The following is a 24,680-nucleotide window of genomic DNA, read 5'->3' as shown; positions in this document are numbered from 1 at the left end:
CGCAATTGCCTCAGGCGTTTGTATTGCGCAGTTGTCTAAGACAAATGTACAGTTCTCGGCATGAACAAGAACCGCACCGTCCTCATCTCCGGAGCGAGCATCGCCGGACCGGCACTGGCCTTCTGGCTGCACCGCTACGGATTCACGCCGACGATCGTCGAGCGCGCACCGCGGCTGCGCGAAGGCGGTCAGGCCATCGACGTACTCGGCACTGCGACCGGTGTTTTGCGTCGCATGGACTTGCTCGAGCGGGTGCACGAGCTGAGCACCGGCAAGCGCGGCACCTCCTATGTGGACGCCGCGGGCAAGGTGAAGGCCGACATCAGCAGCGAAGTCTTCAATGGCGTAGGAGCCAACGGCGACACCGAGATTCAGCGCGGTGACCTGTCCCGAGTGCTCTACCAGGCCACCAAGGACAACGTCGAGTACCTCTTCGGCGACTCGATAACCGAACTTGCCCAGGATGATTCGGGCGTGCACGTCACCTTCGTCAATGCCGAACCCCGCACCTTCGACCTGGTGATCGGCGCGGACGGCGTGCACTCCAACACCCGCAAACTGGTCTTCGGCCCGGAATCGGACTTCATCCGGCATATGGGCTACTACATCGCCATCTACACCACCCCCAACCTGCTCGAACTCGATCGCTGGGAGCTGGACTACAACACTCCCGGCACCATCGCGGGCAGCTACAGCGCACGCCGTAACACCGAAGCCAAGGCGGTTTTCGCGTTCGAATCCGAGCAACTCGACTACGACTACCGCGATATCGAACGGCAGAAGCAGATCCTCGCCGACCGATTCGCGGGTCAGGGCTGGGAGGTGCCGAAACTGCTCACCCACCTCGATGCCGCCGACGATTTCTACTTCGACGCCATGGCGCAGATCCACATGGACGACTGGTCCAACGGCCGCGTCGCACTCGTCGGCGATGCGGGCTATTGCGCGTCACCGCTATCCGGTCAGGGCGCGGACCTGTCGCTGGTCGGCGCCTACATCCTGGCCGGTGAGCTCGCCGCGGCGGGTGGTGATCACACCATCGCCTTCGCCCGCTATCGCGCGGAAATGCTGCCGATGGTGCGGGCCTGTCAGACCTTCGCCGAGGGCGTCGGCAAATGGTATGCGCCGCCGAGCAATTCGATGATCCGCATGCGCAATCTCAATGTCCGTCTGCTGCCGTATCTGCCGTGGCGGGGTCTGATCGGCGGTGCACCGCAGAAGGTCGCCCGCACGGTCGTCGCGAAAGATTACGCAGCGTAGTCCCGGGTGTGGACCGGCGACCCCTGGGTACGCCCCGGATATCGAACCCAGGAGCATGCGATGACTCAAAAAGATGTGGTGAACGCTTTGCTGGACCGGGCGGGCACCGGCTACGCGGCCGAGGCCGGCATCACCCTGGCCGATAAACCCGCTCCGCTGTTCCAACTGCTCATGCTCGCCGAATTGCTCAGCACCCGGATCTCCGCCGATATCGCCGTCGCCGCGACCAAGGAACTGGTGAGCACCGGATATCGCACCCCGAACCGGGTCGCGGACGCCGACTGGCAGGAACTGGTCGACGCACTCGGACGCGCCCATTACAAGCGCTACGACGAAAGTACGGCGTCCCGCTTGGGCGCCAACGCGTCTCGCGTGCTCGACCGCTACGGCGGCGATCTGCGCAAACTCGCCGACGAAGCCGACCACGAGCCGACCCGCGCCGCCGAACTGCTGCAACAGTTCCAGGGCATCGGCCCGACCGGCAGCGATATCTTCCTGCGCGAAGTCCAGGACATATGGACCTGGGCTCGACCGCATTTCGCCGAACGCGCCCTGCGCGGCGCCGAACGCGTCCGACTTCCGAAAGACCCGGACCGCTTGGCCGATCTGGCCCCCGAAAACCACACCGCCGACCTGGCCGCCGCATTGGTGCGTGTCGCACTGGACCGCGAGATCGCCGATCAGGTGCTCGCCGCCACCTGAGGATCAGGTGATCAGCACCTGCACCCGCAGACCGGCCGCGGCGATCATATTGACCAGCGCGTCCAGGCTGAACAGCTGCGTTCGGCCGCCGAGCAGATCGGAGATCCGCGCGGCGGTCACGTCTAGGTGCTCGGCGGCGGCGTCCGGACTCCAGCCCTCGGCCGCGATCCGGTCGGTCAGTTCGAACATCAACTGCGACCGCAGCCGCATGTTCTCGACGTCGCCTCGGATGTCGTCGATCGCATCCCACACGATGTCGAAGATCTTCTCGGCCATGCTTAGCCCACCTTCTCGAGTTGTTCGAGGACGTATGTGCGCTGCTGGTGTACAAGTGGAGAGACCGTGCCCATCGTCGCAGCAGGTGCGGTCAAACGGCGGCAACTCCGCCGAACCCGCGTATTTCCGGACCCGGCGAAGGAAGGTCGTGAGGTGATGTCGGACCGTGACGCGAAACCGTTCGCCCAGGTGAGACTGGCTGCGGGGGCTCTTTTCGTGCGCGGCGAGGACGTGCTGCTTGTCCATTCGGTCGACCGGGGCGGTTGGGACATTCCAGGCGGCATTGTCGGGCCCGGCGAATCACCGGCAGCGGCCTGTCGCCGCGCGATCGGCGAAGAACTCGGCCTCGACCGCCCGCCGCAGCGCCTGCTCGTGCACGACTGGGCACAGAACCCCGCGGGCGACAAGATCCTCTACATCTTCGACTGCGGCGAACTCGGCGACGAATCGGCCGTCCAACTGCCGGCGAGCGAACTGGACCGCTGGCAGTGGGTCCGCGTCGACACCGTGGACACCTTCGCCCGACCCGAACTGTGCCGCCGCGTCTGGCAGGCCTTCCGTGCCCGCATGGAGGGCCACGCCGTCTACCTCGAGCACGGCCAACCCGCGCTCAGCTACCCGGACACCGCGGCGCCCTCATGGCTCGATCGGCAGCCCGATCGCGACCGGCACCTCGGCTGAGCGTCATGGCGTCGTCGCCGTACTGGCCGGGTCGATCAGTATCTTCGCGTGCTGTTCCGGATCGGCGAGCGCGGTGAACGCATTATCGATACCCTCCAGCCCGACGGTTCCGGTGATCAAACGGGCCGGATCGACCTTCCCGTCGGCGATCATATGCAGCGTGTCGCGGAATTCGCCCGGGTCGTAGCCGAAGGCGAAGCGAAGTTCGATTTCCTTGTTGATGGCCATCGCGGGTTGGAAGCGGTCGGTTTCCATACAGACGCCGACCACGACAACGCGCGACAGCGGCGGCGCGGCCGCGAGGATCTGATCGATAATGCCCGGCACCCCGACGCATTCGAAGACGACCGGACCCGCCGGACCCGCATCGAGTGAGTGCACCAGTCGGAAGACGTACCACCACGGCAGATTCGGGACGCGGCGCAGCCGTTCCATGGTGTCGAAACCGAGGCTGAGAATATCGGTGACGCCATTGATCCGCCCGCGTTTCGGCGCTGCCTCCCAAGGGGATTCGGTCGCGGGATCGACGACGATATCGGCGCCACAGCCGACGGCGAGTTCGCGGCGGCGCGGCGAGAAATCACTGGCGACCACGGTGCGCACGCCCGACGCTTTCAGCATGCTGATAACAGCCAAACCGATTGGGCCACAGCCGATTACAAATGCGGTCTGCCCTTTGCCGACTCGCCCCTTGCGTACCGCGTGCCAGGCGACGGCCATCGGTTCGGTGAGTGCGGCATGTTCGGCCGAAAGTCCGTTCGGGATCGGCATTGTCATGGACTCCTGCACAACCACCTGCTCGGCATACGCGCCGGGCGCGGCCGCCGAGAGCCCGGTCAGCTGCGGTGCGCCGTCGTGGCGCACGATCGGCAGTGCTACCACGGGTGTACCCGTGCGCCAGCGTTTGCGGCAGCCCGGCCCGTAATCGACTATCTCGCCACTGAATTCGTGTCCGAGCACCACCCTCTGCTCCGCGCGCATGAATTGGTCGTATCCGGTGCGTGCGGCCAGCTCGGCCATCTCGTCGGCATGGGTGCGGGCATGTAGATCGGACCCGCAGATGCCGCACCGCGACACATTGATCAGCACCTGCCCGCGCCCGGGCGTCGGTGTCGGCAATTCCTCGACCGAAAACTTGGTATCGGTGACGACGGCGGCCCTCATAACGAACTCCTCGGATCGGCGGCGCGCGGTGAGGCAGCCGAAGCCTCCCCACGCCACCCTACTGCGCACATATAAGATGCAGCGGAAATGAGGGTCTGGCCTAGGACGGCGGTTCCCGCGGGGGTGCGGGAACCGCCGTTTGGCTACTACTGATGCTCCAGCGTCGGAATGACAACCTCGTTCAGATAATCCTCGATACCGCGACCGCCACGCTTGGCCTCGTGCACGGTGACATGCCGGTCGGCCGCTTTCCGCTTCAGTGCCGCACGCGAATTCGGTTCAACGCCACCACCGATGATCAGATCGGTGATCTCACCGGTATCGAGCACGCGCAGCGCCTCGGCGTCGGCGACGGTACCGACGGCGGTATAACCCTTGGCCCGCAGCAATTCGGTGGCGGTGTCGACGACGGCTTGTTCGCGTCCGACGGCAAGTACTTTCATCAGTGTTTCACAACCTGACTTGTTAATGTGTGAGGTACTGCGTGGTTCACCGAGCAGCGGCGGGTGAACTACCACGAGACTTCCGCGATGCTGACTGGGTGGAAGAAGACCGATGACCTGGAGTTTTTGGGTGAGGTGTCGTCGGTGCCATTGCAGCAGACGCTGGGACACCGTCGGTGAAGCAGGAAACCCGACCTGTGAAGGTTGGAATCCCCGACCGTTAGGTGTGGGGAGGAAGTCAACTCAGACTCCTGTCGATACCAGTTCCAGAGGATCGTCGATCTCGTGCCGCTCGAGCCGTGCATCCCTGGGGAGCACGAGGAAGCCGAGGCACATGACGGCCAGTAGGCCGATGCCGTACCACAGCGTGTAGCGGAAGGTGTTGGCGAAATTCACCGCATTGGCCCGTTCGCCCGCATCGGTGAGCACCTGTGCCACAGCGTAATTGCCCGCAGCGGAGCTCTGGCAACTGGCCGGGACCGCCGTCGGATCCACCTGTGCCGACCGATCATGAACGCAGGCAAGGAAATTCGCGATGATCTGGTCCTGTGCGGGTTCGGGAAGGCCGATCGTCGAGAGTTCGGTGCGCACCTGCGGCGTTACCGCCTCGACTCCGCGCGTCGAATCATGGTCCAGCTGACCGAAGAAGACCACGCCGACCAATGCGACACCGAGCGCGGTGCCGAGCTGCTGTCCGGTATTGAGGAGTCCGGACGCCGCCCCCGCCTCACGTGCGGGCACCTGACCGAGTAGCAGGTCGATGGTCGGCGCGACCACCATGCCGAATCCGACACCGGTGACGATCAGCGGAATCACCATCTGCCATGACGCGATCGACGCACCGTAATGGGCGGCCAGCCACCCGTACAGCGCGAATCCACCGGCATTCACCACACCACCGGCGACCAGCACGATGCGCCCGAACCGCGGCGCGAGCACACTCACCGAAACTCCGGCCCCGATGCCTGCGCCGACCGCGAAGAAGACTGCGGTGAGCCCGGCCCGCATTGCCGACCAGCCCAGCCCGGCTTGCATGAACAGCGTCCAGATCAGGAAGAACCCGCCGAGCCCGATCCAGAACAGCAGCCAGCTCGCGAGGCCGACGGTGAACGGGCGGGATCGGAACAGCTCCAGATCGATCAGCGGGGATCCGACGGTGCGCGCCCGCCGCCGCTCGAAGACGACGAATGCGCCGAAGACCACCGCGGCGCTCGCCATCATGACGAAAGTCCATGCGGGCCAACCCAATCGGCGGCCCTCGGTGAGCGGATAGGCCAGCAGCAGCACCGCGGAGATCGCCAGCGCCATGCCGATGGGATCCAGCCGCGGCGTAGCTGGCGAGCGGGAATCCCGCATGACGATGGTCGCGGCGATCAGCGCCGCGATCCCGACCGGGACATTGACCAGGAAAATCGGCCGCCAGTCCAGATCGAACAGATTCCATTGCACCAGCAGTCCGCCGAGTGACAGGCCGACCGCGGAGGCCGAGCCGCCGACACCGCTGTAGATCGCGATGGCCTTGGCGCGCTCTTCCTGCGGGAAGGTGGCCCGAATGATGGCGAGGATCTGCGGCACCATCAGCGCGGCCATCGCGCCCTGGACGAACCGGGAGGTGATCAGCATGGTCGGATCCGAGCTGAAGCCGCACGCGGCCGAGGCCAGCGTGAATCCGGTCATGCCGATCAGGAAGATCCGCTTGCGGCCGTAGATATCGCCGAGTCGGCCGCCGGTGATGAGCACCGCGGCGAAGGCGAGCACATACGCCGCGATGATCCATTCGATCTGCGAATACTGGGCGCCCAGATCGGTCTGGATGCTCGGTACCGCGACATTGACGATGGTGACGTCGAGTAGATCCATGAACCCCGCGGCAAGCACGACCGCGAAGGCGATCCAGCGGCGCGGGTCGAGTGGCACGTCTGCACCCGGAGAGATGTCGGTATCCACGAGAAGGCTCTTTTCGGATCGGTGGAGTAGGACGACACCTCAAACTATGCACATGAAGTGATTATCAATCAAGTGCGCAATCACTAAGAGTGCATTGACCGGGGTATGCTCGGTGCGTGACCGAACCGACCTTCGTGCCGCTGTCCGAGCGCTCCGCCTTCCTGCTCGGTCAGCTCGGGTTCCATGTCGCTGCGCGCTTCACCGACCTGCTCGCGCCGCTCGGCATCAGCCCGCGCCACTACGGCACGCTGCGAATATTGAGTGCCAACGATGGCCAATCGCAGCAGCAGCTGTGCGAGGCGCAGCGGATCCACCGCAATGTGATGGTCGGGCTGGTGGACGAACTGGAGAAGCGCGGACTCGTCGAGCGACGCAAACATCCGACCGACCGGCGCGCACACGCGGTGTATCTACTTCCGGCGGCCCATGAGCTGCTCACCCGGGCCGAGACGATCGTGACCGGATTGGATGCCGATGTCACGGCGGCGCTCGAACCCGGCGAGCGCGCTACCCTGGTCGGCCTTCTGCAGCGCACCGCGGCGGCGAACGGACTCATCCCGGGCATTCACCCGGGCCTGGCCGCCCGGCGGACAAGTGCTGAGCTCAGATCAGCACGCCGGGATTGAGGATTCCGGCCGGATCCAGCGCGGATTTGGCGGCCCGTAAGGCATTCGCGAACGGGTCGGGGCGCTGCCGGTCGTACCAGGGGCGGTGGTCCCGGCCCACCGCGTGATGGTGGGTGATGGTCCCGCCCGCAGCCGAGAGCGCCTCGGAGACAGCGGCTTTGATGTCATCCCACTGCGCGAGCGTACTGCCCCAGCGCCCCGCGGCGTAGATGCCGAAGTACGGTGCTGGACCGTCCGGATACACATGGGTGAAGCGGCAGGTCACCACGCCGGTGGCGCCGACGGATCGGATGGCCGCATTCGCGGCCTCGGTCACTGCTGCCTTCAGGTTTTCGAATTTGTCCCAGGTGCAGGCGGTTTCGAAAGTTTCGGTAATCATCGACCGGGCCGCGAGGGCGTCGCGTTGATAGGGCATACGCAGGAATGACGAACGCCAGGTGTCGGCCGCGCCCGAACCTGCTCGATGCTCGGTCGATTCGGTGTAGCACGCGGGTTCGGGGAGAGTGCCGCCGTGGTCGGCGACCAACTCGAGTGCGCGTTCCATCCAGGTGCGCGTCGGGTGATCGGCGGATTCGAATCCGAGCACCAGCACACCACCGCTCGTGGCGGCACCGGCATTGAGAAATGCCTCGGCCGGATCGAGCAGCCGGCAATTGGTCGGGTAGAGGCCGGACTGTGCGATGGCCCTGGTCGCGGCCACGGCCTGGGTGTAGTCGTCGAAGTGCACGGAAGCCGTTGCGCGCCAACGCGGCCGGTCCTGCAAGCGCATCCACGCCTCGGTGATTATTCCCAGTGTCCCCTCGGATCCGAGGAACATCCGATCCGGTGACGGCCCGGCCCCTGATCCGGGCAACCGCCTCGATTCGCTTGTGCCCGTCGGGGTTACCACTCGCATCGACTCGACCAGGTCATCGATATGGGTGTACAGCGTTGCGAAATGTCCACCGGCCCTGGTGGCCAGCCAGCCGCCGAGCGTCGAGAATTCGAACGACTGCGGAAAATGCCGCAGCGTCAGATTCGCGCCGCGCAGTTGATCCTCCAGCGCCGGACCGAAGACGCCGGCCTGAATTCGCGCCGCCCGGCTGGTGCGATCGATCTCGAGCACCCGATCGAGCCGACCGAGGTCCAGACTGATCGCCCCCGCGAATTCGGTCGATCGAGCGGGCAACCTCGGCTCGACCCCGCCGACCACGGAAGTTCCACCCCCGAACGGGATTACCGCGATATTTGCCCCGGCGGCCCAGTCGAGTACGTCGACGATCTCGCCTTCCGTGCGCGGCCGAACGATCAGATCCGGCACATTGCGCACGTCGCCGAGCAGATTGCGCACCACATCGCGAAATGCCTGACCGTGCGCGTGCGCCGCCCGATCGGCCGGATCGGTCGACACCAGTCCGGCGAGCGAATCCGGCGTGGTCACCCGCGGTTCGGGCAGTCCGAGCGATTCGACCGACGGCGGTTCGTGTGGCGCGAGATCCGCATCGGGCAGAATCGCCGCGACCCGCGCCGTCAGTGCTTCCCGCTCCGCGCCGACGACCGCGTCCTCGACATTGCCCCAGCCCCACCAGGACCGCGTCTTCGTCGGCACATCCACTCCTTTCGGCGGATCGACGCCGCCGTCACCGCCATCCTCGTGGACCACCGGATCGACGGGCAACCCGCTTCGGACACCCCGGGCGGACGGAATCGGGCCGGTTCGCCGTGGTCGTCGGTGGATCACAAGTGGTCGACGATTCGAGCTCGGGCCATCGGGCCTGACAAGAATTCGACGGCCCTTTCTTCCTGCATCGGGAATAGACATCGTGGGCCGTCGGTTGAGCTGATCGACAGTGTTGAGTGTGTTCGGCTCAAGTTTCAGTTGACGCCCGGTGTCGAATGGGTGCAGGATTGAGCCGACCACGCTCAGCGTTGCTGGGACCGTGCTCCGTGAGGTGCTTGGGGCGAGGTCTCGCGGCACCCGACCCGGTTGACCCGGGCGGATGCCGCAGAGCGGGTAGATCGCCCGAAGACCGCGATCACCCAGCACCGACACAAGAAGTTACGTCAACTAGGAGGAACCACCATGGCTCGTGCGGTCGGAATCGACCTCGGGACCACGAACTCGGTCGTCGCCGTTCTCGAAGGCGGCGAGCCGGTCGTCGTCGCGAACTCTGAAGGATCGCGCACCACCCCATCGATCGTCGCGTTCGCCAAGAACGGAGAGGTTCTGACGGGTCAGCCCGCCAAGAACCAGGCGGTCACCAATGTCGACCGCACCATCCGCTCGGTCAAGCGCCACATCGGCACCGATTGGTCGGTGGCCATCGACGACAAGAAGTACACCGCGCAGGAGATCAGCGCGCGCGTGCTGATGAAGCTGAAGCGTGACGCCGAGTCCTACCTGGGCGAGGAGATCACCGATGCGGTCATCACCGTGCCCGCGTACTTCGAGGACTCGCAGCGCCAGGCCACCAAGGAGGCCGGTCAGATCGCCGGTCTGAACGTGCTGCGCATCGTCAACGAGCCCACCGCGGCCGCACTCGCGTACGGCCTGGACAAGGGCGACAAGGAACAGACCATCCTGGTCTTCGACCTCGGTGGCGGCACCTTCGACGTCTCGCTGCTGGAAATCGGCGAGGGCGTCGTAGAGGTTCGCGCCACCTCCGGCGACAACCACCTCGGTGGTGACGACTGGGACGAGCGCGTCGTGAGCTGGCTGGTCGACAAGTTCAAGGCCAGTGCGGGCATCGACCTGACCAAGGACAAGATGGCCATGCAGCGCCTGCGTGAGGCGTCCGAGAAGGCCAAGATCGAGCTGAGCTCGAGCCAGAGCACCTCGATCAACCTGCCCTACATCACCGTCGACGCCGACAAGAACCCGCTGTTCCTCGACGAGCAGCTGACCCGCGCCGAATTCCAGAAGATCACCTCGGACCTGCTCGACCGCACCCGCGCGCCGTTCCAGTCCGTGATCAAGGACGCAGGCATCAATGTCGCCGATATCGACCACGTCGTGCTCGTCGGTGGCTCGACCCGTATGCCCGCCGTCTCGGACCTGGTCCGCGAGTTGACCGGCGGCAAGGAGCCCAACAAGGGCGTGAACCCGGACGAGGTCGTCGCCGTCGGCGCCGCCCTGCAGGCCGGTGTGCTCAAGGGTGAGGTCAAGGACGTCCTGCTGCTCGATGTCACCCCGCTGTCGCTGGGTATCGAGACCAAGGGCGGCGTGATGACCAAGCTCATCGAGCGCAACACCACCATCCCGACCAAGCGCTCGGAGACCTTCACCACGGCCGATGACAACCAGCCGTCGGTGCAGATCCAGGTGTTCCAGGGTGAGCGCGAGATCGCCTCGCACAACAAGCTGCTCGGTTCCTTCGAGCTGACCGGCATCCCGCCGGCCCCGCGTGGTGTGCCGCAGATCGAGGTCACCTTCGATATCGACGCCAACGGCATCGTGCACGTGACCGCGAAGGACAAGGGCACCGGCAAGGAGAACACGATCAAGATCCAGGACGGCTCCGGCCTGTCCAAGGAGGAGATCGACCGGATGGTCAAGGACGCCGAGGCGCACGCCGCCGAGGACAAGGCCCGCCGCGAGGAGGCCGAGACCCGCAACCAGGCCGAGTCGCTGGTGCACCAGACCGAGAAGTTCATCAAGGAGAACGAGGACAAGGTCCCCGCGGACGTCAAGACCAAGGTCGAGGCGGCCATCGCCGAGGCCAACGACGCGCTCAAGGGCACCGATATCGCGGCCGTGAAGTCCGCGGTGGAGAAGCTGGCGACCGAGTCGCAGGCGTTGGGTCAGGCGATCTACGAGGCATCGGCCGCCGACCAGGCCGCGTCCGGCAACGGCGCGTCGAGCTCCGCAAGCGATGACCAGGTCGTGGATGCCGAGGTCGTTGACGAGCCGGTCGACACGGAGAAGAAGTGAGCGACGGAAACTCCGAACAGGAGCCGATCACCTTCGTCGACAATCGCAAGATCGATCCGCAGGAGCGGAGCCCGCGGAGCGACCAGACGGCGCAGGCCGGTGAAATCCGGGAACCGGCGGCGGAACAGTCTGCCGCCGGGCCCGGTCCCGAAGCCGGGAACGGCACCGAACCCGTCATCGGTTCCGATGAGGGCGCCGAGATCCTGGCCGAGGCCATCACCAAGGAACTGGCCGAGCGCACCGCCGACTTGCAGCGGCTGACCGCCGAATACGCCAACTACCGGCGTCGGGTCGAGCGGGACCGCCAGGCCACCATCGATTCGGCCAAGGCGGCCGTGGTCTCCGAATTGCTCGGTGTACTCGACGATCTCGATCGTGCGCGGGCGCACGGCGATCTCGATGCCGGACCACTCAAGTCGGTCGCGGATAAGCTCGCCGACGCGCTGCACAAGCAGGGGCTGCAGGAATTCGGTACGGAGGGTGAGCCTTTCGACCCGACCCTGCACGAAGCCGTGCAGCACGAGGGCTCCGGACACGATCCGGTGATCGGCCTTGTCATGCGCAAGGGCTATCGGTTCGGCGATCGAGTGCTTCGGCACGCGCTCGTCGGGGTAACCGATGGCGTGGCCGATCTGGTCGAAGAAGAGGCATCGGATGCTGATGCCAATGCGAACAACCAATAGGAACCCGAGAGGAGGAGATGCCCGGTGAGCCAACGGGAGTGGATCGAAAAGGACTTCTACAAGGAGCTGGGTGTCTCCTCCAGCGCCTCGCAGGACGAGATCAAGAAGGCGTACCGCAAGCTCGCCCGTGACCTGCATCCGGATGCCAATCCCGGCGATACCAAGGCCGAGGAGCGGTTCAAATCCGTCAGCGAGGCGCATGCCGTGCTGTCGGATCCGGCCAAGCGCAAGGAATACGACGAGACCCGAAAGCTGTTCGCCGGTGGCGGATACGGGCGTGGTGGCTTCACTCCCGGTGCGGGCGGCGGCTTCTCGCAGGACTTCAATATCGGGGACATCTTCGGCCAGGCGAGTGCCGGCGACGGTGGCCTCGGTGACCTGCTCGGCGGCCTGTTCAACCGGGGCGGCGCGCGCACCGCGAGCCGTCCGCGCCGCGGCGCCGATGTGGAGACCGAGACGACCCTCGGCTTCCGCGAGGCCGCGCAGGGTGTCACGGTTCCACTGCGAATGACCAGTCCGTCGCCGTGTACCACCTGTCACGGCAGCGGCGCCAAGCCGGGGACCAGTCCGCGAGTCTGCCCTGTCTGCAATGGCAACGGTGTGATCAGCCGCAACCAGGGCGCGTTCGGCTTCAGCGAGCCGTGCGACGAATGCCGTGGTAGCGGTTCGATCATCGACGATCCGTGCGTCGATTGCCACGGCAGCGGCATCCAGAATCGGACCCGCACCATCACGGTGCGGATTCCCCCCGGTGTCAGCGATGGGCAGAAGATCCGGCTGGCCGGACAGGGCGAGGCTGGACTGCGTGGTGCGCCCTCGGGTGACCTCTATGTGACCGTGCACGTCAGCCAGGACAAGGTCTTCGGCCGCAACGGCGACGACCTGACCCTGGTGCTGCCGGTCAGTTACAGTGAATTGGTGCTGGGCACAACGGTTTCCGTGCCCACGCTGGAAGGGCGCGTCGGTGTCAAGGTGCCTGCGGGCACCGCGGACGGTCGCATCCTGCGGGTGCGCGGCCGTGGCGTGCCCAAGCGCGGCCCCGCCGGCGGGGCGGGCGATCTGCTCGTCACCGTCAAGGTGGCCGTGCCGCAGAAGCTGGACGACAATGCCGCCGAGGCGCTCAAGCGCTACGCGGAGGCGGAGAAGACCAGCGGGTTCGATCCACGTGCGGGATGGGCAGGTGCGTGATGTCCGATAATCCGAAGCAGGCGTCCGGCGGGGCGTCGCGGGCGGAGTTCTTCATGATCTCCGTGGCGGCCCAGCTGGCGGGTATGCACGCGCAGACACTGCGCACGTATGACCGCCTCGGACTGGTTACGCCGCAACGGACTTCGGGTGGCGGTCGACGTTATTCGGCACGGGACGTCGAACTGCTTCGCGAGGTGCAGCGGTTGTCCCAGGACGAGGGCGTCAACCTGGCGGGCATCAAGCGCATCATCGAACTCACCAATCAGGTCGAGGAACTGCAACAGCGCGTCGCCGAGATGTCGGCCGAGCTGGATCGGCTGCGCGCGGGGTATCGCCCCGATCTCATGCCGCCGCAACGCAGTACCGCACTGGTGGTGTGGAAGCCGCGCAATAGGCGCTGATAAGCGCGAAAAGGCTCCGGGATTCGGTTTCGGCCGAGCCCGGAGCCTTTTGTCATTTCGTGCCGATAAGTGAATGTGTGATTTCGCGACGCTGAATAGGGTTGCGGACCCGAATAACCGCGGGCAGCGCTCGAGCAACCTCCGGAATCGGGTTTCATTACCCGACAACCAGTTCAGCCTCTCGTGGGTGTCGGCATGTGGTTCGGCAGGATTGCCAACGGTGTGCCGAGCTGCGAAGTTTGCTGTGACCCTTGCTTCGGCAAACAATGTGCCGGATCGCGCCGCCGATTCCGTCGGTCGCCAGGTCGGCCGACGCCTGCGGTTTGCTCGAGCCGGATGGGTGGTCCCGGATCGCGGGTTGCCGCACGATCGCTCCGAGATACCGTATGGGATGAATCTTGCAAACCGGGCCATCCGAATTCGGTGAATATATGCCGGATTTCGCCGTCGTGTTCGTTCTTTCGGTTTGTTTTCAAGGGTTTTCGTAGTGCGGTTCCTCGTTTCGAGGGAATTACATACGTGATGTTTATGCGACTGATACCGCGGCTGGCAAACCTCGCCTACACTCGTTACGCATCGGCTGCTGTCGAGTGTCCCGCAGCACCTCACTCGCCGGCACGGGTTTGTGTTCGAGTGCAAAAGGGGTTGTGACACAAATGGACTCGCGGACCGTCGCTTTGATAAGAACAACGTTCAAGGCGGTTGCTGCAGAGGAGGGGGGTCCGGCCAAGCTAGCCAGTTCGTTCTACGCAATTCTGTTCACGGACTATCCCGCCGCCCGGGATTTCTTCCCCGCAGCGATGGATTCCCAGCGTGACAGATTGGTGAAGGCCATCTCCTACGCGCTGGATCGGCTCGAGGAGCCGAATAAGTTATTGCCATTCCTCGCCCAACTCGGGCGCGATCACCGCAAGTACGGGGTGCAGGCCGCGCATTACACCGCCGTGGCGACCTCGTTGAAGTCCGCCATGCGGATCTTCGCCGGCACCGAGATGTGGACCGACGAGGTCGACCGGGCCTGGGACGAGGGCCTGAAGATCATCGGCGACACCATGATCGGCGCGGCCGAACAGGAATCGGCGCCGCCGGTCTGGAGCGGGACCGTCGTCGAGCGCCGCGAGGTCCTGCGCAATCTCGCCGTGGTGCGGCTGCAATTGAATCAGCCGATGCAATATGCCGCCGGCCAGTACATCAGCGTGCAGATCCCGGCCCGGCCGCGCATGTGGCGCTATCTGTCCCCGGCGGTGCCCGCGAATGCGAACGGGGAGATCGAATTCCACATCCGCGGGGTGCTCGGCGGCTGGGTCAGTCCGGCCATTGTCGGCCACACGAATATCGGTGACCAGTGGCTACTCGGTTCACCACTCGGCGGACTCGGCGTGCCGCGCAATGTGAAACGCAAAATGCTGATGGTCGGCTGCGGTACCGGTATCGCACCCCTGCGCGCCCAGCTCATGGCGATGGCACAGCGGCGCGTCAATCCGCGGGTGCATCTGTTCGTCGGCGGCCACCACCCGTGTGACCTCTACGATCTGGAGATCCTGAGCCAACTGGCCACCGCCAATAAATGGCTCACCGTCACGCCGGTCACCGAGAGCGATGAAAACCCTTGGTGGTACCTGGATTCCGGCGAGCCGGAGCACACCTGGCCGGGGCTGGAAGCCCGGATGACCGGCCAGATCGGCAAGGTCGTCGCGAGCTACGGCTCCTGGTCCGACCGGGATGTGCAGATCGTCGGATCACCCTCGATGGTGCAGACCACCAAGTTCCGTCTCATGGCCGCCGGAACGCAGACCAAGAACATCCGCCACGATCCGCTCTTCTGAATTATTGGCCGCGCCTGCGGCGCATGCGCTTCGACGACTGGGACGCGAGACGGGCCGCGAACTCCTCGCTCGTAAGACTCGCTCCGGACGGGGGGACTAGTGCTTGAACAGCCCCTGACCGGGTGCCGCGTGCTGTGGCGTTGATTGCAGTGCCTTCGGTGCGGCAGGTTCGCGGGCTCTGTCTGATTGCGGCGCAGCGTGTTCGCGACCCCTGGCGAACATCGCTCGTGAGACTCGCTCCGTGGTGGTCGGGCCGTCGATCAAAGTCCCTCGAATTGTATTGCCGGAGCAGGAGTTCCGGTCTCGACAAGCCGATCCAGAGTTACGCGGACCATATTGGGTGAACCGCAGACCAGCACCTGATGGTGGTCGAATGCGCCGTGTGAACCGACGACATCGGCGAGCGTGCCGAAGAGCATATCGTCGAGCGGGAAGCCGATGTCCACGCGCGACTGCTCGTACCATTCGTCGACCCAGCCCGGATCCTCCGGCCCCTCGATCACGGGAATCACCGTGAGCCAAGGCAATTCGTTCGCCAGCAGGAACAGCATGTCATCGGCGTAGAGGTCGCGCGGGGAGCGCCCGCCGACGAACAGGTAGGTGGGCGGCGGATCCTCGTGGCGGGCCAGGTCGAGAATCTGGGAGCGCATCGGGGCCAGCCCGGTGCCGCCCGCGATCATCACCACCTCGTCGCCGTACGGATCGACGGCGAAAGTGCCCAGGGGAGCGCTGATCTGCCATTCGTCGCCCGGTTGGGTGTCGGCGACGATACTGCCGCTGCACCAGCCGCCCGGCACCGTGCGCACATGGAATTCCAGCTTGCCGTCCAGCGACGGCGGCAGCGCGGGGGAGAGTCGACGTCGCATCCCCGGATGCTGCGGCACCTGCACCTCGACGGATTGACCGGCGAGGAACGGGACGTACTCGCCGATCAAACGAATAACCGCGATGTCCTGACGCAGCCGATGGTGACCGACCACCGTCGCCTTCCACACCGGGGGCGCGCCATTGCCGACCGTGCTCGAATCTATTGTCATCGGGGTGTAGCGCGAATATTCCCTCGTTCAAGGGGAATGGAAGCGCCATCCTCCTTTCAGAGGTTGGGTTGCGGGGAAATGTCAGTGGTGCCGGTTAGGTTGTCTGCGTCCTAGTGTGCAGGCGGAGCGGGCGCTTGTTGCGGAGTGGAATCGGTGCCGCTTTCTGTGGAATGAAGCTGTGCATCAACAGAAGTCGGGTGCACGTCTGAGCTTTGGCAAGCTTGGAAAGTTGCTGACCGCAGCGCGCGGGCGGACGGGGTGATTGCGCGATGGGGCGCAGGTCGCTCAGCAGCAGATGCTGCGGACCTATGCGCAAGCCCTCGATGATTCTTTCAAGGTGAAAGGGCGTGGCCGGCCGAGGTTCAAATCGCGGAAGAAGACGTTGCTGTCGCTGCAATACATCTTGCGCGGGTTCAGCATCCGCGACGGCAGGCTGCTCCTGCCCAAGGGGGTGAGTATCCCGGTGGTGTGGTCGCGTGAACTGCCGTCGGACCCGAGTTCTGTGCGTATCACGCGGGATAATTTGGGGCATTGGTATGCGTCGTTCGTCGTGCGGCGGGAGCTGGAAAGTGCGCCGGTAGCCCACGGTGGTGTCGGAATCGATTGGGGGGTGCGTGTCACGGCTACGGCCACCGATACCCGGTTCGATTTGCCCTTTCTCGGGCGCCGGAAGCGGAGCGCCGCGGAATTGGCGAAAGCGCAACGCCGCATGGCCCGCCGGCACCGTGGAAAGCGTGGCCCGCAGTCTCGCGGATACCAGCGGGCCGCGCAGCAGGTGGCGAAGTTGCATAAGAAAGCGGCGCGGCAGACCCGGCACGATTCGCGGGTGTGGGCGAAACGCGTTGTCGCCGAACATGGGTTGATCGCGGTGGAGGATTTCAGGCCGAAATTCCTGGCAAAGTCGACGATGGCCCGTAAATCGGCGGACGCGGCGATCGGCGCGGCATTGCGGGAGTTGATCGAGCGTGGCATGCGGGCTGGCCGGAAGGTGGTGTTGGTTCAGCCCGCCTATACGTCGATGACGTGCAGTCACTGTTTCGCGAGAGCCAAGCGACTGGAACTGTGCGAGAGAATTTTCCGATGCCCCGACTGCGGCTTTACTGCGGGTCGGGATCGCAACGCTGCCAGAGTGATTCTGGTTGTGGCAGAACGCGGCCACAACAGTGTTGAGGATGTGAGACAAGCGGGTCATCTACCTCGGGTGGGTGGTTCGGTTGCGGTCTGAGCTGTGAATCTCCTGCCTCCAGGCAAGGGAAGCGTTAAACGGGATCTGAGCTGATTACCGACTCGGGTGTGCCTACCGCCATCAGGGCGCGGCGGGTGTCGGCGATCATGCGGGCCGAACCGGCGATCTGGATCTGCCGGTCGGACCATGAACCGAAGCTGGCGACGACCGCGCCCAGGTTTCCGATCAGGCGGCGGTGCATGCCGTAAGGCTCGTCCTGCGGTGGATGCGGATACCACCACGGGTTGGTCTTCTGCTCGCAGACCGGGACCACGGTGAGCCACGGATTGCTCTGCGAGAGCTGCCACATATTCTCCACGTCGTAGAGATCGCAGGGGTAGCGGCCGCCGATGAAGAAGTGCACGCGCGGATTGATGCCGCGCTGACCCATCTCGATCAGCTGCGCGCGCAGCGGGGCGATGCCGGTGCCCGCACCGATCAGCAGCACGTCACGGCCGCTGTCGCGATCGATGTGCAGACCACCGAGCGGACCCGCGATCATCCACCGATCGCCGACCTTGGTCTCGTTGACGATCGCCGGGCTGACCCAACCGCCGCGGATCTTGCGCACGTGGAATTCGATCTCGCCGTAAGGATTCGCCGGAATCGCCGGCGAGAGGTAGCGCCACATCTTGGGGCGCTGCGGCAGCGAGATCGGTACGTACTGCCCGGCCTGATACGGAATCGGGCTGTCGGTCTGCAGCCGCACGATGGCCAAGTCCTCGAGCACCCGACGATGGCCGACCACGGTCGCATCCCAGTACGGCTGCGATTTGTCGGAATTGGCGCCGATGGCCATGGAGGCGGAGATGAGGATGGTGATATCGCGCCAGCCCTCCTCGAGCGAGCGATTCCACATCGGACCGTTGAAGACCCGGAAGGCGGCCAGCAGCGCCCGCCCCGCGATGTCGTAGTGCGCGGCGATGACACCGTACTTGCGGTGATCGCGCGCCAACTGTTCCAGGAACCGCTGGGCCCGCTCCCAGTCCTCGAGATTGTCGAGCACGTAATGGATGGCGGTCACCACCCGCTTGGCCTGCATCTCCATCGCGGGCGGGAACAATTCCCGCAGCTGCGGCTTCTCCGCAAACAGGTGACCATAAAACGCACTGATCAACCGCTCGGGTCCGTTCGGTGACTCGATCACCGCTCGGAAGTTGGCGCGGACCAGCGCTGCCGAACGCGCATCCACGACGTGGAGCTTCCTTTCCCTCAAAATCTGCCCAGGGACATATCCGTAACCGGCGGTCCTCCGCCGACAAGTATCCCTGAAAATCACATGGTCGTGTGGGTATGGCCGATCACGCCCGCGCTCACGGGTAATCCGTGGGCAAATCGGGGCTGCTCTGGGCCGGATATGCAGGATATCGCGACCTCGCTCGCGCCGGGTTACCGCCGGGTCAACTCGTGACGTTCGCGCGCACCGCGGGCGCGACCAATTCGGCGTAGCGATGTACCTGGTCGACGGGGTCGCCCTCGGTCGGCCAGAAGATGAAGCCGTCGATGCGCTGGTCACGATGCAGTGTGGATAAATCGTCCACCCAGCGCTCGGGCGGGCCCTCCAGGAAGCCGTGGTTCGTACCGTCGGCGGTGATGGTGCCCGACAGGTTGTAGACCCGGCGGATGGTGCGCGGATCGCGGTGCGCCGCGGCGGCGGCATCGTCGATGCGCTTGCCCGCCTCGGTCAGGAATTCGGGCGGGGCCCAGGCCGCCGAGGGCAGCCAGCCGTCGGCACGCTGTCCGGTCAGGGCGAGCATGCGCGGTCCCTTCGCGCCGAGCCATATACCTGGATCGTGCTGCGGCTGTGGTCCGGGGTGGGCACCGGCGAGCAGGTGATAGGTGCCGGGCACCCGGACCGAACGTTCGTCGCTCCACATGGCCCGGATGACCGCGATGCCCTCGGCCAGCGCCTGGACCGATTCGCCCGCGCTCAGGTGGTAACCGCCCATGGCGGCGATGGCGGCCCAGAACGCGCCCGCGCCGAGTCCGAGATGGATCCGGCCGCCGGTCATGATGTCGAGGGAGGCAACGGATTTCGCGAGTACGGCGGGATTGCGCAGGGGCAGGTTGGCGACATCGGGGAAGAAGGTGAGTCGCTCGGTCCGCATGGCCAAGCCGGTGATCAGGGTCCAGGTGTCGAGGAAGCGTCGCTGGTAGGGATGGTCCTGGACGCCGATCAGGTCGAGTCCGGCGCTTTCGGCATATGTCGTCAGCTCGGTGAGCTGCTGGTAGTTGTCGGCCTCCGGAATCAGGAAGAGGCCGAATTCGGGTGGGCGCGAGCCCTTTTTGCGGGCGCTCACGCCTCCGCCTCGCTGGCGCTCGGCTTCGCTGTGCCAGCCAAGGCGGCTGTGTCTTCGGCTCGCTCGCTCACGCGCGACCTCACATGGCAAGCACGGTTTTGCCCCGCGCCCCCGTCGCGCCGATGACCGAGGGGCCCAGGTCCAGTGGGACGGTCGCGTCGATCGGCACGACCACATCGCCTGCCGCGACCCGATCGAGCAGGCGGGTCAGTTCCGGTCCGCGCCCGGAGGATTCGATATTTCCGCCTTTGATGCCTCGATCGCGCAGAGCGTCCGGATCGGCGGACCAGATGGTGGAGTAGACGGTGCCGCCGTCGCGGACCAGTGCGGTCAGTTCGGCCAGCACCTCGGGTGGACTCACCAGATCGAACAGTGCGTCGACGCCGTCGGGATGCGCGGCGGCGACCTGTTCGGCGACCGGACCGCGGGTGTAATCGATGGTCTCGGCAGCGCCGAGCCTGGTCATCTGATCGGCGACCGATCCGCGCGCCGTCGCGATGACGTGCGCTCCGGCGATATTCGCCAGCTGCACCAGGAAGGAGCCGACGCCGCCGGTGGCGCCGACGATCAATACCGTCTGGTCCGGTTCGATCTTGGTGGCGTCCACGATGTCCTGCGCCGTGATGCCCGCGGTCGGCAGGGCGGCCGCCGCGACGGTCGGCACCCGGTCGGGGATCGGGACCAGGGTGGCGTCCTGGGGCAGTACCGAGTACTCCGCGAAGCTGCCGTGGCCCGCGGGCGGGACCAGGAATTTGCCGACGACGCGGTCGCCGACGCCGAATTTGGTGACGCCGGGTCCGACCGAGGTCACCGTGCCCGCGCCGTCGACGCCGAGGATCATCGGGAAATCGTGCGGCAACTTGCCATCCAGAATGCCGCCTGCCATCTTCTGGTCGAAGGGGTTGACACCGGCCGCCTCGACCTGGATTCTGACCGCACCCGCGCCGGGTTCGGGGGTCGGCATTTCGGCCAGTTCGGGTGTTGCTCCGAAGCTTCGTACCACGATCGCGCGCATCCATCGCTCCTCGAGTCGGGCTGGATTTGATGCATCAACCAACGGCCAAGGCCATCGTAGGCATCGCGGTGTCGAAGGCCCGGTGATTGATGCCATTCGGCAGTGTCGCGGCGTAGCGTTCGAACCGAGACTGTTCGGGTGTCGAGCGATTCGCTCGAGAAATCAAAGTTGAGTGGAACAGACTCAACCTTTCGGGCGTTGGATAGTGCGAATCGACTAGTAGGAAGGTGACTTGTGGACTCGTTCAATCCCACCACCAAGACCCAGGCGGCCCTGACCGCCGCCCTGCAGGCCGCCTCGGCCGCGGGCAATCCGGAGATTCGTCCGGCGCACTTGCTGGTGGCGTTGCTGGATCAAACCGATGGCATCGCCGCCCCCTTGCTCAAGGCCGTCGCGGTAGATCCGGCGACCATTCGACGCGAGGCACAGGACATCGTGGATAAGCTGCCGCGAGCGACCGGTGCGACCACCACACCCCAACTCGGCCGCGAGGCATTGGCCGCGATCACCGCCGCACAGCGCCTGGCCACCGAACTCGGCGACGAATACGTCTCCACCGAACACGTCATGGTCGGCTTGGCCGAGGGCGATTCGGATGTGACCATGCTGCTGAAGAAGTACGGCGCGACCCCCGATGCGCTGCGCGAGGCATTCACCACCGTACGCGGCAGCGCGCGCGTCACCAGTGCCGATCCGGAGGGCAGTTATCAAGCGCTGGAGAAGTATTCGACCGATCTCACCGCGGCCGCCCGTGCAGGCAAACTCGACCCGGTCATCGGGCGTGATACCGAAATCCGCCGTGTCGTACAGGTTTTGAGCCGTCGCACCAAGAACAATCCGGTGCTGATCGGTGAACCAGGCGTCGGCAAGACCGCGATCGTCGAGGGCCTTGCCCAGCGCATCGTGGCCGGTGACGTGCCGGAGTCGTTGCGCGGCAAGTCCGTCGTCTCGCTCGATCTGGGCGCGATGGTGGCCGGCGCGAAGTACCGCGGTGAATTCGAGGAGCGGCTCAAGGCCGTACTCGAAGAGATCAAAAACAGTGCGGGACAGATCATCACGTTCATCGACGAGCTGCACACCATTGTCGGCGCGGGCGCGACCGGCGAATCGGCGATGGATGCGGGAAATATGATCAAGCCGATGCTCGCCCGGGGAGAGCTGCGCCTGGTCGGCGCCACCACGCTGGAGGAATACCGCAAGTTCATCGAGAAGGACGCCGCCCTGGAACGCCGCTTCCAGCAGGTGCTGGTCGGCGAGCCGTCGGTGGAGGACACCATCGGCATCCTGCGCGGTATCAAGGACCGCTACGAGGTGCACCACGGTGTGCGCATCACCGACTCCGCACTGGTCGCCGCCGCCACGCTCAGCGACCGCTACATCACCTCCCGGTTCCTACCGGATAAGGCGATCGACCTGGTCGACGAGTCGGCGTCGCGGCTGCGCATGGAAATCGACTCGCGCCCAGTGGAAATCGACGAGGTCGAGCGGGCGGTGCGCAGGCTGGAGATCGAAGAGGTCGCGCTGGAGAAGGAGACCGACGCGGCATCCAAGCAGCGCCTGGACAAGTTGCGCCAGGAACTCGCCGACGACCGCGAGAAGCTCAACCAGCTGATGACCCGCTGGCAGAACGAGAAGAGCGCCATCGACCAGGTCCGCGTCCTCAAGGAGGAATTGGAATCCCTGCGCGGTGAATCCGAACGCGCCGAGCGCGACGGTGATCTGGGCAAGGCCGCGGAACTGCGCTACGGACGCATTCCAGCGCTGGAGAAGCAGCTCGCCGAGGCCGAAAAGGCTTCCGCGACAGCCGCTGACGGCGAAGTGATGCTCAAGGAGGAGGTCGGCCCCGACGATATCGCCGAGGTGGTCTCGTCCTGGACCGGTATTCCGGTCGGCCGGATGATGGAGGGCGAAACCCAGAAGCTGCTGCGGATGGAGCAGGAGCTGGGCAAGCGCGTGGTCGGCCAGACCGAGGCGGTGCAGGCGGTTTCCGATGCGGTGCGCCGGGCGCGCGCAGGCGTCGCGGATCCGAACCGGCCGACGGGTTCGTTCATGTTCGTCGGCCCGACCGGTGTCGGCAAGACCGAGCTGGCAAAGGCGTTGGCGGACTTCCTGTTCGACGACGAACGCGCCATGGTCCGCATCGATATGAGCGAGTACAGCGAGAAGCACTCGGTCGCTCGGCTCGTCGGCGCCCCGCCCGGCTATGTCGGTTACGACCAGGGCGGTCAGCTGACCGAGGCGGTCCGGCGGCGGCCCTACACCGTCGTGCTCTTCGACGAGATCGAGAAGGCGCATCCGGATGTCTTCGACATCCTGCTCGCTGTGCTCGACGAGGGTCGCCTGACCGACGGCCAGGGCCGCACGGTCGACTTCCGCAACACCATCCTCATACTGACCTCGAATCTGGGTGCGGGTGGCGATCCGGAGTTCGTCATGAACGCGGTGCGCTCGGCCTTCAAACCGGAGTTCCTGAACCGCCTCGACGATGTGGTGATGTTCCACGCCCTCGATGAGGAGCAGCTGGAATCCATCGTCGATATCCAGCTCGACCAGCTGCAGAAGCGGCTGTCGCAGCGCAGGCTGAAGCTGGACGTCCGCGATTCGGCCCGGTTCTGGCTCGCCGTGCGCGGCTACGACCCGGTCTACGGTGCCCGCCCACTGCGCAGGCTGATCCAGCAGGCCATCGGCGATACCCTCGCCAAGGAACTGCTCGCCGGTGAGGTCACCGACGGCGACACCGTCGTCGTCAACGTGAGCCCGAACGGCGAAAGTCTCATCGTCGGACGGCCCTGACCGAGGTGGCCCAGCTTGCGATCAACCCGCAGCTGGGCGTCCCCGGTGACCGTAACGGAGCGAGTTTTACGAGCGACCGTTCGTGGCCCGTCTCGTGTTCGAGTCGTCGAAGCGCATGCGCCGCAGGTGACTGGGCGTCCGCGGTGACCGTAACGGAGCGAGTTTTACGAGCGACCGTTCGTGGCCCGTCTCGTGTTCGAGTCGTCGAAGCGCATGCGCCGCAGGCGCGAGTCTCGACGGCTCGGACGCGAGACACCAGGGGGCCGCGAACACGCCGCGCCGAAGGCGCGGCCAAAGACACAGAGCCTACGCTGGAGGCCATGAGTAGTCCCAACGATCCCTGGGCACAGCGACCGGAGGATGCGCCGACGGAACATATCGGGCCGTCGGGCAAGTCGGGATTTCAGCCTTCGTCGCCTACGACGGAATACACCGAGGCGTTCGGCCACGGCGATGCGACCTCGGTCTATCCATCGACCGAACAATACGAGCCGTGGGGGCCGCCGCCGGTCAATGCCACCAAGGAGTTCCCGCCGTACGAGAGCCAGGTCCAATGGGGCGGGCAGGAAAGTGGCGCGTGGCAGGAGCCGACCCAGGTCGGTGCATACGGCCAGCCCGGCGCGCAGTATCCGCCCGGCCCGCCGGGTGGATCCCTACCCCCGGATCAGCAACCGCCGCGCAAGCGGAATACCGGCCTGTGGATCGCCCTCGGAGTCGGTGTGATTCTGCTGATCGGCGCGGTCGGAGTGCTCGCGGGCGTGCTGACGGGCGGTAAGGACACCTCGTCGAGCTCCGCCGCGAGCACCTCGGCCTTCCCGACCGCGGGCCGATCCACCGGACCCTCGGGCGGTCCATCGTCCACCCAGGTCCTGCCGAGCATTCCGGGACTCGGCGGCATCGATAACCTCGGCGCGACCATGGGCACCATCAAAGCCAATGCCGGTGGCCAATTGACCCTCGACACCATCGGCGGATCCGCCGTGACGGTGCGCACCACCGACAAGACCCAGGTGATCTCGTTGACCGGGTCCAAGGCATCCGATCTTCCGGTCGGCGACATGGTCGTGGTGCAGGGCGATAAGGCCGCGGACGGTTCGATCGACGCGAAGATCATCATCAGTACCGCACTGCCCGGGGGCACGCGGTGAAATATCAGCGGGCAGTGATGCGCAATAGCCCTGTCGACTCTATAGGGTAGGCGAC

Annotated in this window: 21 protein-coding genes; 12 read left to right on the top strand and 9 right to left on the bottom strand. The window is 65.4% G+C overall.

The annotated features are described in order from the left end of the window. Nucleotides 1-60: 60 nt before the first annotated feature. Nucleotides 61-1,260 (top strand): FAD-dependent monooxygenase, encoded by a 1,200-nt coding sequence (locus ACFYOW_RS10570; RefSeq protein ID WP_387286579.1) that lies wholly within the window; start codon nt 61-63, stop codon nt 1,258-1,260. A gap of 60 nt (nt 1,261-1,320) precedes the next feature. Continuing rightward, nucleotides 1,321-1,962: an endonuclease gene (locus ACFYOW_RS10565; RefSeq protein WP_387286577.1), complete on the top strand. Its 642-nt coding sequence runs from the start codon at nt 1,321-1,323 to the stop codon at nt 1,960-1,962. Nucleotides 1,963-1,965: 3 nt separating this feature from the next. Here the strand turns inward: ACFYOW_RS10565 and ACFYOW_RS10560 are convergent, their stop codons facing one another. Next, entirely contained in the window at nt 1,966-2,238 is a 273-nt protein-coding gene (locus ACFYOW_RS10560) for a helix-turn-helix domain-containing protein (RefSeq protein WP_387286575.1), read from the bottom strand. Between the two features lie 66 nt (nt 2,239-2,304). Between ACFYOW_RS10560 and ACFYOW_RS10555 the strand changes: the two genes are divergently transcribed. Then, nucleotides 2,305-2,919 carry an NUDIX domain-containing protein gene (locus ACFYOW_RS10555; protein WP_387286573.1) on the top strand — a complete coding sequence of 205 codons (615 nt, stop codon included), beginning with the start codon at nt 2,305-2,307 and terminating at the stop codon, nt 2,917-2,919. Between the two features lie 3 nt (nt 2,920-2,922). Here ACFYOW_RS10555 and ACFYOW_RS10550 read toward each other — a convergent pair whose 3' ends face one another. From ACFYOW_RS10550 to ACFYOW_RS10540, 3 genes are all read right to left on the bottom strand, one after another. Further along, nucleotides 2,923-4,083 carry a zinc-binding dehydrogenase gene (locus ACFYOW_RS10550; RefSeq protein ID WP_387286571.1) on the bottom strand — a complete coding sequence of 387 codons (1,161 nt, stop codon included), beginning with the start codon at nt 4,081-4,083 and terminating at the stop codon, nt 2,923-2,925. 146 nt (nt 4,084-4,229) lie between these two features. Beyond that, complete coding sequence (locus tag ACFYOW_RS10545) at nt 4,230-4,526, bottom strand: hypothetical protein (protein ID WP_387286570.1); 297 nt, start codon at nt 4,524-4,526, stop codon at nt 4,230-4,232. A 243-nt stretch (nt 4,527-4,769) separates the two neighbouring features. Next, nucleotides 4,770-6,473, bottom strand: coding sequence for an MFS transporter (locus ACFYOW_RS10540; protein WP_387286568.1), 1,704 nt, complete (start codon nt 6,471-6,473; stop codon nt 4,770-4,772). A 116-nt stretch (nt 6,474-6,589) separates the two neighbouring features. On the opposite strand from ACFYOW_RS10540, the gene ACFYOW_RS10535 reads away from it, so the two are divergent. Further along, nucleotides 6,590-7,099 (top strand): MarR family winged helix-turn-helix transcriptional regulator, encoded by a 510-nt coding sequence (locus ACFYOW_RS10535; protein ID WP_387286566.1) that lies wholly within the window; start codon nt 6,590-6,592, stop codon nt 7,097-7,099. On the opposite strand, the gene ACFYOW_RS10530 is transcribed toward ACFYOW_RS10535, so the two are convergent. Then, nucleotides 7,077-8,687: an FAD-binding oxidoreductase gene (locus ACFYOW_RS10530; RefSeq protein WP_387286565.1), complete on the bottom strand. Its 1,611-nt coding sequence runs from the start codon at nt 8,685-8,687 to the stop codon at nt 7,077-7,079. The genes ACFYOW_RS10535 and ACFYOW_RS10530 overlap by 23 nt on opposite strands. Before the next feature lie 474 nt (nt 8,688-9,161). Between ACFYOW_RS10530 and dnaK the strand changes: the two genes are divergently transcribed. The 5 genes from dnaK (at nt 9,162) to ACFYOW_RS10505 (ending at nt 15,107) form a co-directional block, all read left to right on the top strand. Continuing rightward, nucleotides 9,162-11,009: a molecular chaperone DnaK gene (dnaK, locus tag ACFYOW_RS10525; RefSeq protein ID WP_387286563.1), complete on the top strand. Its 1,848-nt coding sequence runs from the start codon at nt 9,162-9,164 to the stop codon at nt 11,007-11,009. Further along, on the top strand, nt 11,006-11,692 hold the full coding sequence (grpE, locus tag ACFYOW_RS10520) for a nucleotide exchange factor GrpE (RefSeq protein WP_387286561.1): 687 nt from the start codon (nt 11,006-11,008) through the stop codon (nt 11,690-11,692). Before dnaK ends, grpE begins: the two co-directional genes overlap by 4 nt. 24 nt (nt 11,693-11,716) lie before the next feature. Next, nucleotides 11,717-12,880 (top strand): molecular chaperone DnaJ, encoded by a 1,164-nt coding sequence (gene dnaJ / locus ACFYOW_RS10515; RefSeq protein WP_387286559.1) that lies wholly within the window; start codon nt 11,717-11,719, stop codon nt 12,878-12,880. Then, nucleotides 12,880-13,281 carry a heat shock protein transcriptional repressor HspR gene (locus tag ACFYOW_RS10510; RefSeq protein ID WP_387286557.1) on the top strand — a complete coding sequence of 134 codons (402 nt, stop codon included), beginning with the start codon at nt 12,880-12,882 and terminating at the stop codon, nt 13,279-13,281. Before dnaJ ends, ACFYOW_RS10510 begins: the two co-directional genes overlap by 1 nt. Before the next feature lie 656 nt (nt 13,282-13,937). Then, nucleotides 13,938-15,107: an FAD-binding oxidoreductase gene (locus tag ACFYOW_RS10505; RefSeq protein WP_387286555.1), complete on the top strand. Its 1,170-nt coding sequence runs from the start codon at nt 13,938-13,940 to the stop codon at nt 15,105-15,107. 260 nt (nt 15,108-15,367) lie between these two features. Here ACFYOW_RS10505 and ACFYOW_RS10500 read toward each other — a convergent pair whose 3' ends face one another. Next, the gene (locus ACFYOW_RS10500; protein WP_387286553.1) at nt 15,368-16,144 is read right to left on the bottom strand and encodes an FAD-binding oxidoreductase; all 777 of its coding nucleotides are present in this window, start codon (nt 16,142-16,144) and stop codon (nt 15,368-15,370) included. Between the two features lie 262 nt (nt 16,145-16,406). Here ACFYOW_RS10500 and ACFYOW_RS10495 point away from each other — a divergent pair, with 262 nt between their 5' ends. Beyond that, the gene (locus ACFYOW_RS10495) at nt 16,407-17,369 is read left to right on the top strand and encodes an RNA-guided endonuclease InsQ/TnpB family protein (RefSeq protein ID WP_387286551.1); all 963 of its coding nucleotides are present in this window, start codon (nt 16,407-16,409) and stop codon (nt 17,367-17,369) included. A 34-nt stretch (nt 17,370-17,403) separates the two neighbouring features. Here ACFYOW_RS10495 and ACFYOW_RS10490 read toward each other — a convergent pair whose 3' ends face one another. The 3 genes from ACFYOW_RS10490 to ACFYOW_RS10480 form a co-directional block, all read right to left on the bottom strand. After that, nucleotides 17,404-18,561 carry an FAD-binding oxidoreductase gene (locus ACFYOW_RS10490; protein ID WP_387286549.1) on the bottom strand — a complete coding sequence of 386 codons (1,158 nt, stop codon included), beginning with the start codon at nt 18,559-18,561 and terminating at the stop codon, nt 17,404-17,406. Between the two features lie 208 nt (nt 18,562-18,769). Further along, entirely contained in the window at nt 18,770-19,669 is a 900-nt protein-coding gene (locus ACFYOW_RS10485) for an LLM class flavin-dependent oxidoreductase (RefSeq protein ID WP_387286547.1), read from the bottom strand. 79 nt (nt 19,670-19,748) lie between these two features. Next, nucleotides 19,749-20,684, bottom strand: coding sequence for an NADP-dependent oxidoreductase (locus tag ACFYOW_RS10480; protein ID WP_387286544.1), 936 nt, complete (start codon nt 20,682-20,684; stop codon nt 19,749-19,751). Nucleotides 20,685-20,918: 234 nt separating this feature from the next. On the opposite strand from ACFYOW_RS10480, the gene clpB reads away from it, so the two are divergent. Then, nucleotides 20,919-23,477 (top strand): ATP-dependent chaperone ClpB, encoded by a 2,559-nt coding sequence (gene clpB / locus ACFYOW_RS10475; protein WP_387286542.1) that lies wholly within the window; start codon nt 20,919-20,921, stop codon nt 23,475-23,477. A 320-nt stretch (nt 23,478-23,797) separates the two neighbouring features. Beyond that, nucleotides 23,798-24,625: a DUF5666 domain-containing protein gene (locus tag ACFYOW_RS10470; RefSeq protein WP_387286540.1), complete on the top strand. Its 828-nt coding sequence runs from the start codon at nt 23,798-23,800 to the stop codon at nt 24,623-24,625. Nucleotides 24,626-24,680 lie beyond the last annotated feature (55 nt).

The sequence above is a fragment of the Nocardia sp. NPDC006982 genome (assembly GCF_042869435.1).
GTDB lineage: Bacteria > Actinomycetota > Actinomycetes > Mycobacteriales > Mycobacteriaceae > Nocardia.
The sequence above is the reverse complement of the archived record's forward strand: the minus strand, read 5'-3'. Positions and strand labels throughout refer to the sequence as shown.

What these genes read in the sequence shown, in the direction of transcription:
- ACFYOW_RS10570 (WP_387286579.1), top strand. Translation starts at nt 61, where the DNA reads ATGAACAAGAACCGCACCGTCCTCATCTCCGGAGCGAGCATCGCCGGA.
- ACFYOW_RS10565 (WP_387286577.1), top strand. Translation starts at nt 1,321, where the DNA reads ATGACTCAAAAAGATGTGGTGAACGCTTTGCTGGACCGGGCGGGCACC.
- ACFYOW_RS10560 (WP_387286575.1), bottom strand. Translation starts at nt 2,238, where the DNA reads ATGGCCGAGAAGATCTTCGACATCGTGTGGGATGCGATCGACGACATC.
- ACFYOW_RS10550 (WP_387286571.1), bottom strand. Translation starts at nt 4,083, where the DNA reads ATGAGGGCCGCCGTCGTCACCGATACCAAGTTTTCGGTCGAGGAATTG.
- ACFYOW_RS10545 (WP_387286570.1), bottom strand. Translation starts at nt 4,526, where the DNA reads ATGAAAGTACTTGCCGTCGGACGCGAACAAGCCGTCGTCGACACCGCC.
- dnaK (WP_387286563.1), top strand. Translation starts at nt 9,162, where the DNA reads ATGGCTCGTGCGGTCGGAATCGACCTCGGGACCACGAACTCGGTCGTC.
- ACFYOW_RS10510 (WP_387286557.1), top strand. Translation starts at nt 12,880, where the DNA reads ATGTCCGATAATCCGAAGCAGGCGTCCGGCGGGGCGTCGCGGGCGGAG.
- ACFYOW_RS10505 (WP_387286555.1), top strand. Translation starts at nt 13,938, where the DNA reads ATGGACTCGCGGACCGTCGCTTTGATAAGAACAACGTTCAAGGCGGTT.
- ACFYOW_RS10500 (WP_387286553.1), bottom strand. Translation starts at nt 16,144, where the DNA reads ATGACAATAGATTCGAGCACGGTCGGCAATGGCGCGCCCCCGGTGTGG.
- ACFYOW_RS10480 (WP_387286544.1), bottom strand. Translation starts at nt 20,684, where the DNA reads ATGCGCGCGATCGTGGTACGAAGCTTCGGAGCAACACCCGAACTGGCC.
- ACFYOW_RS10470 (WP_387286540.1), top strand. Translation starts at nt 23,798, where the DNA reads ATGAGTAGTCCCAACGATCCCTGGGCACAGCGACCGGAGGATGCGCCG.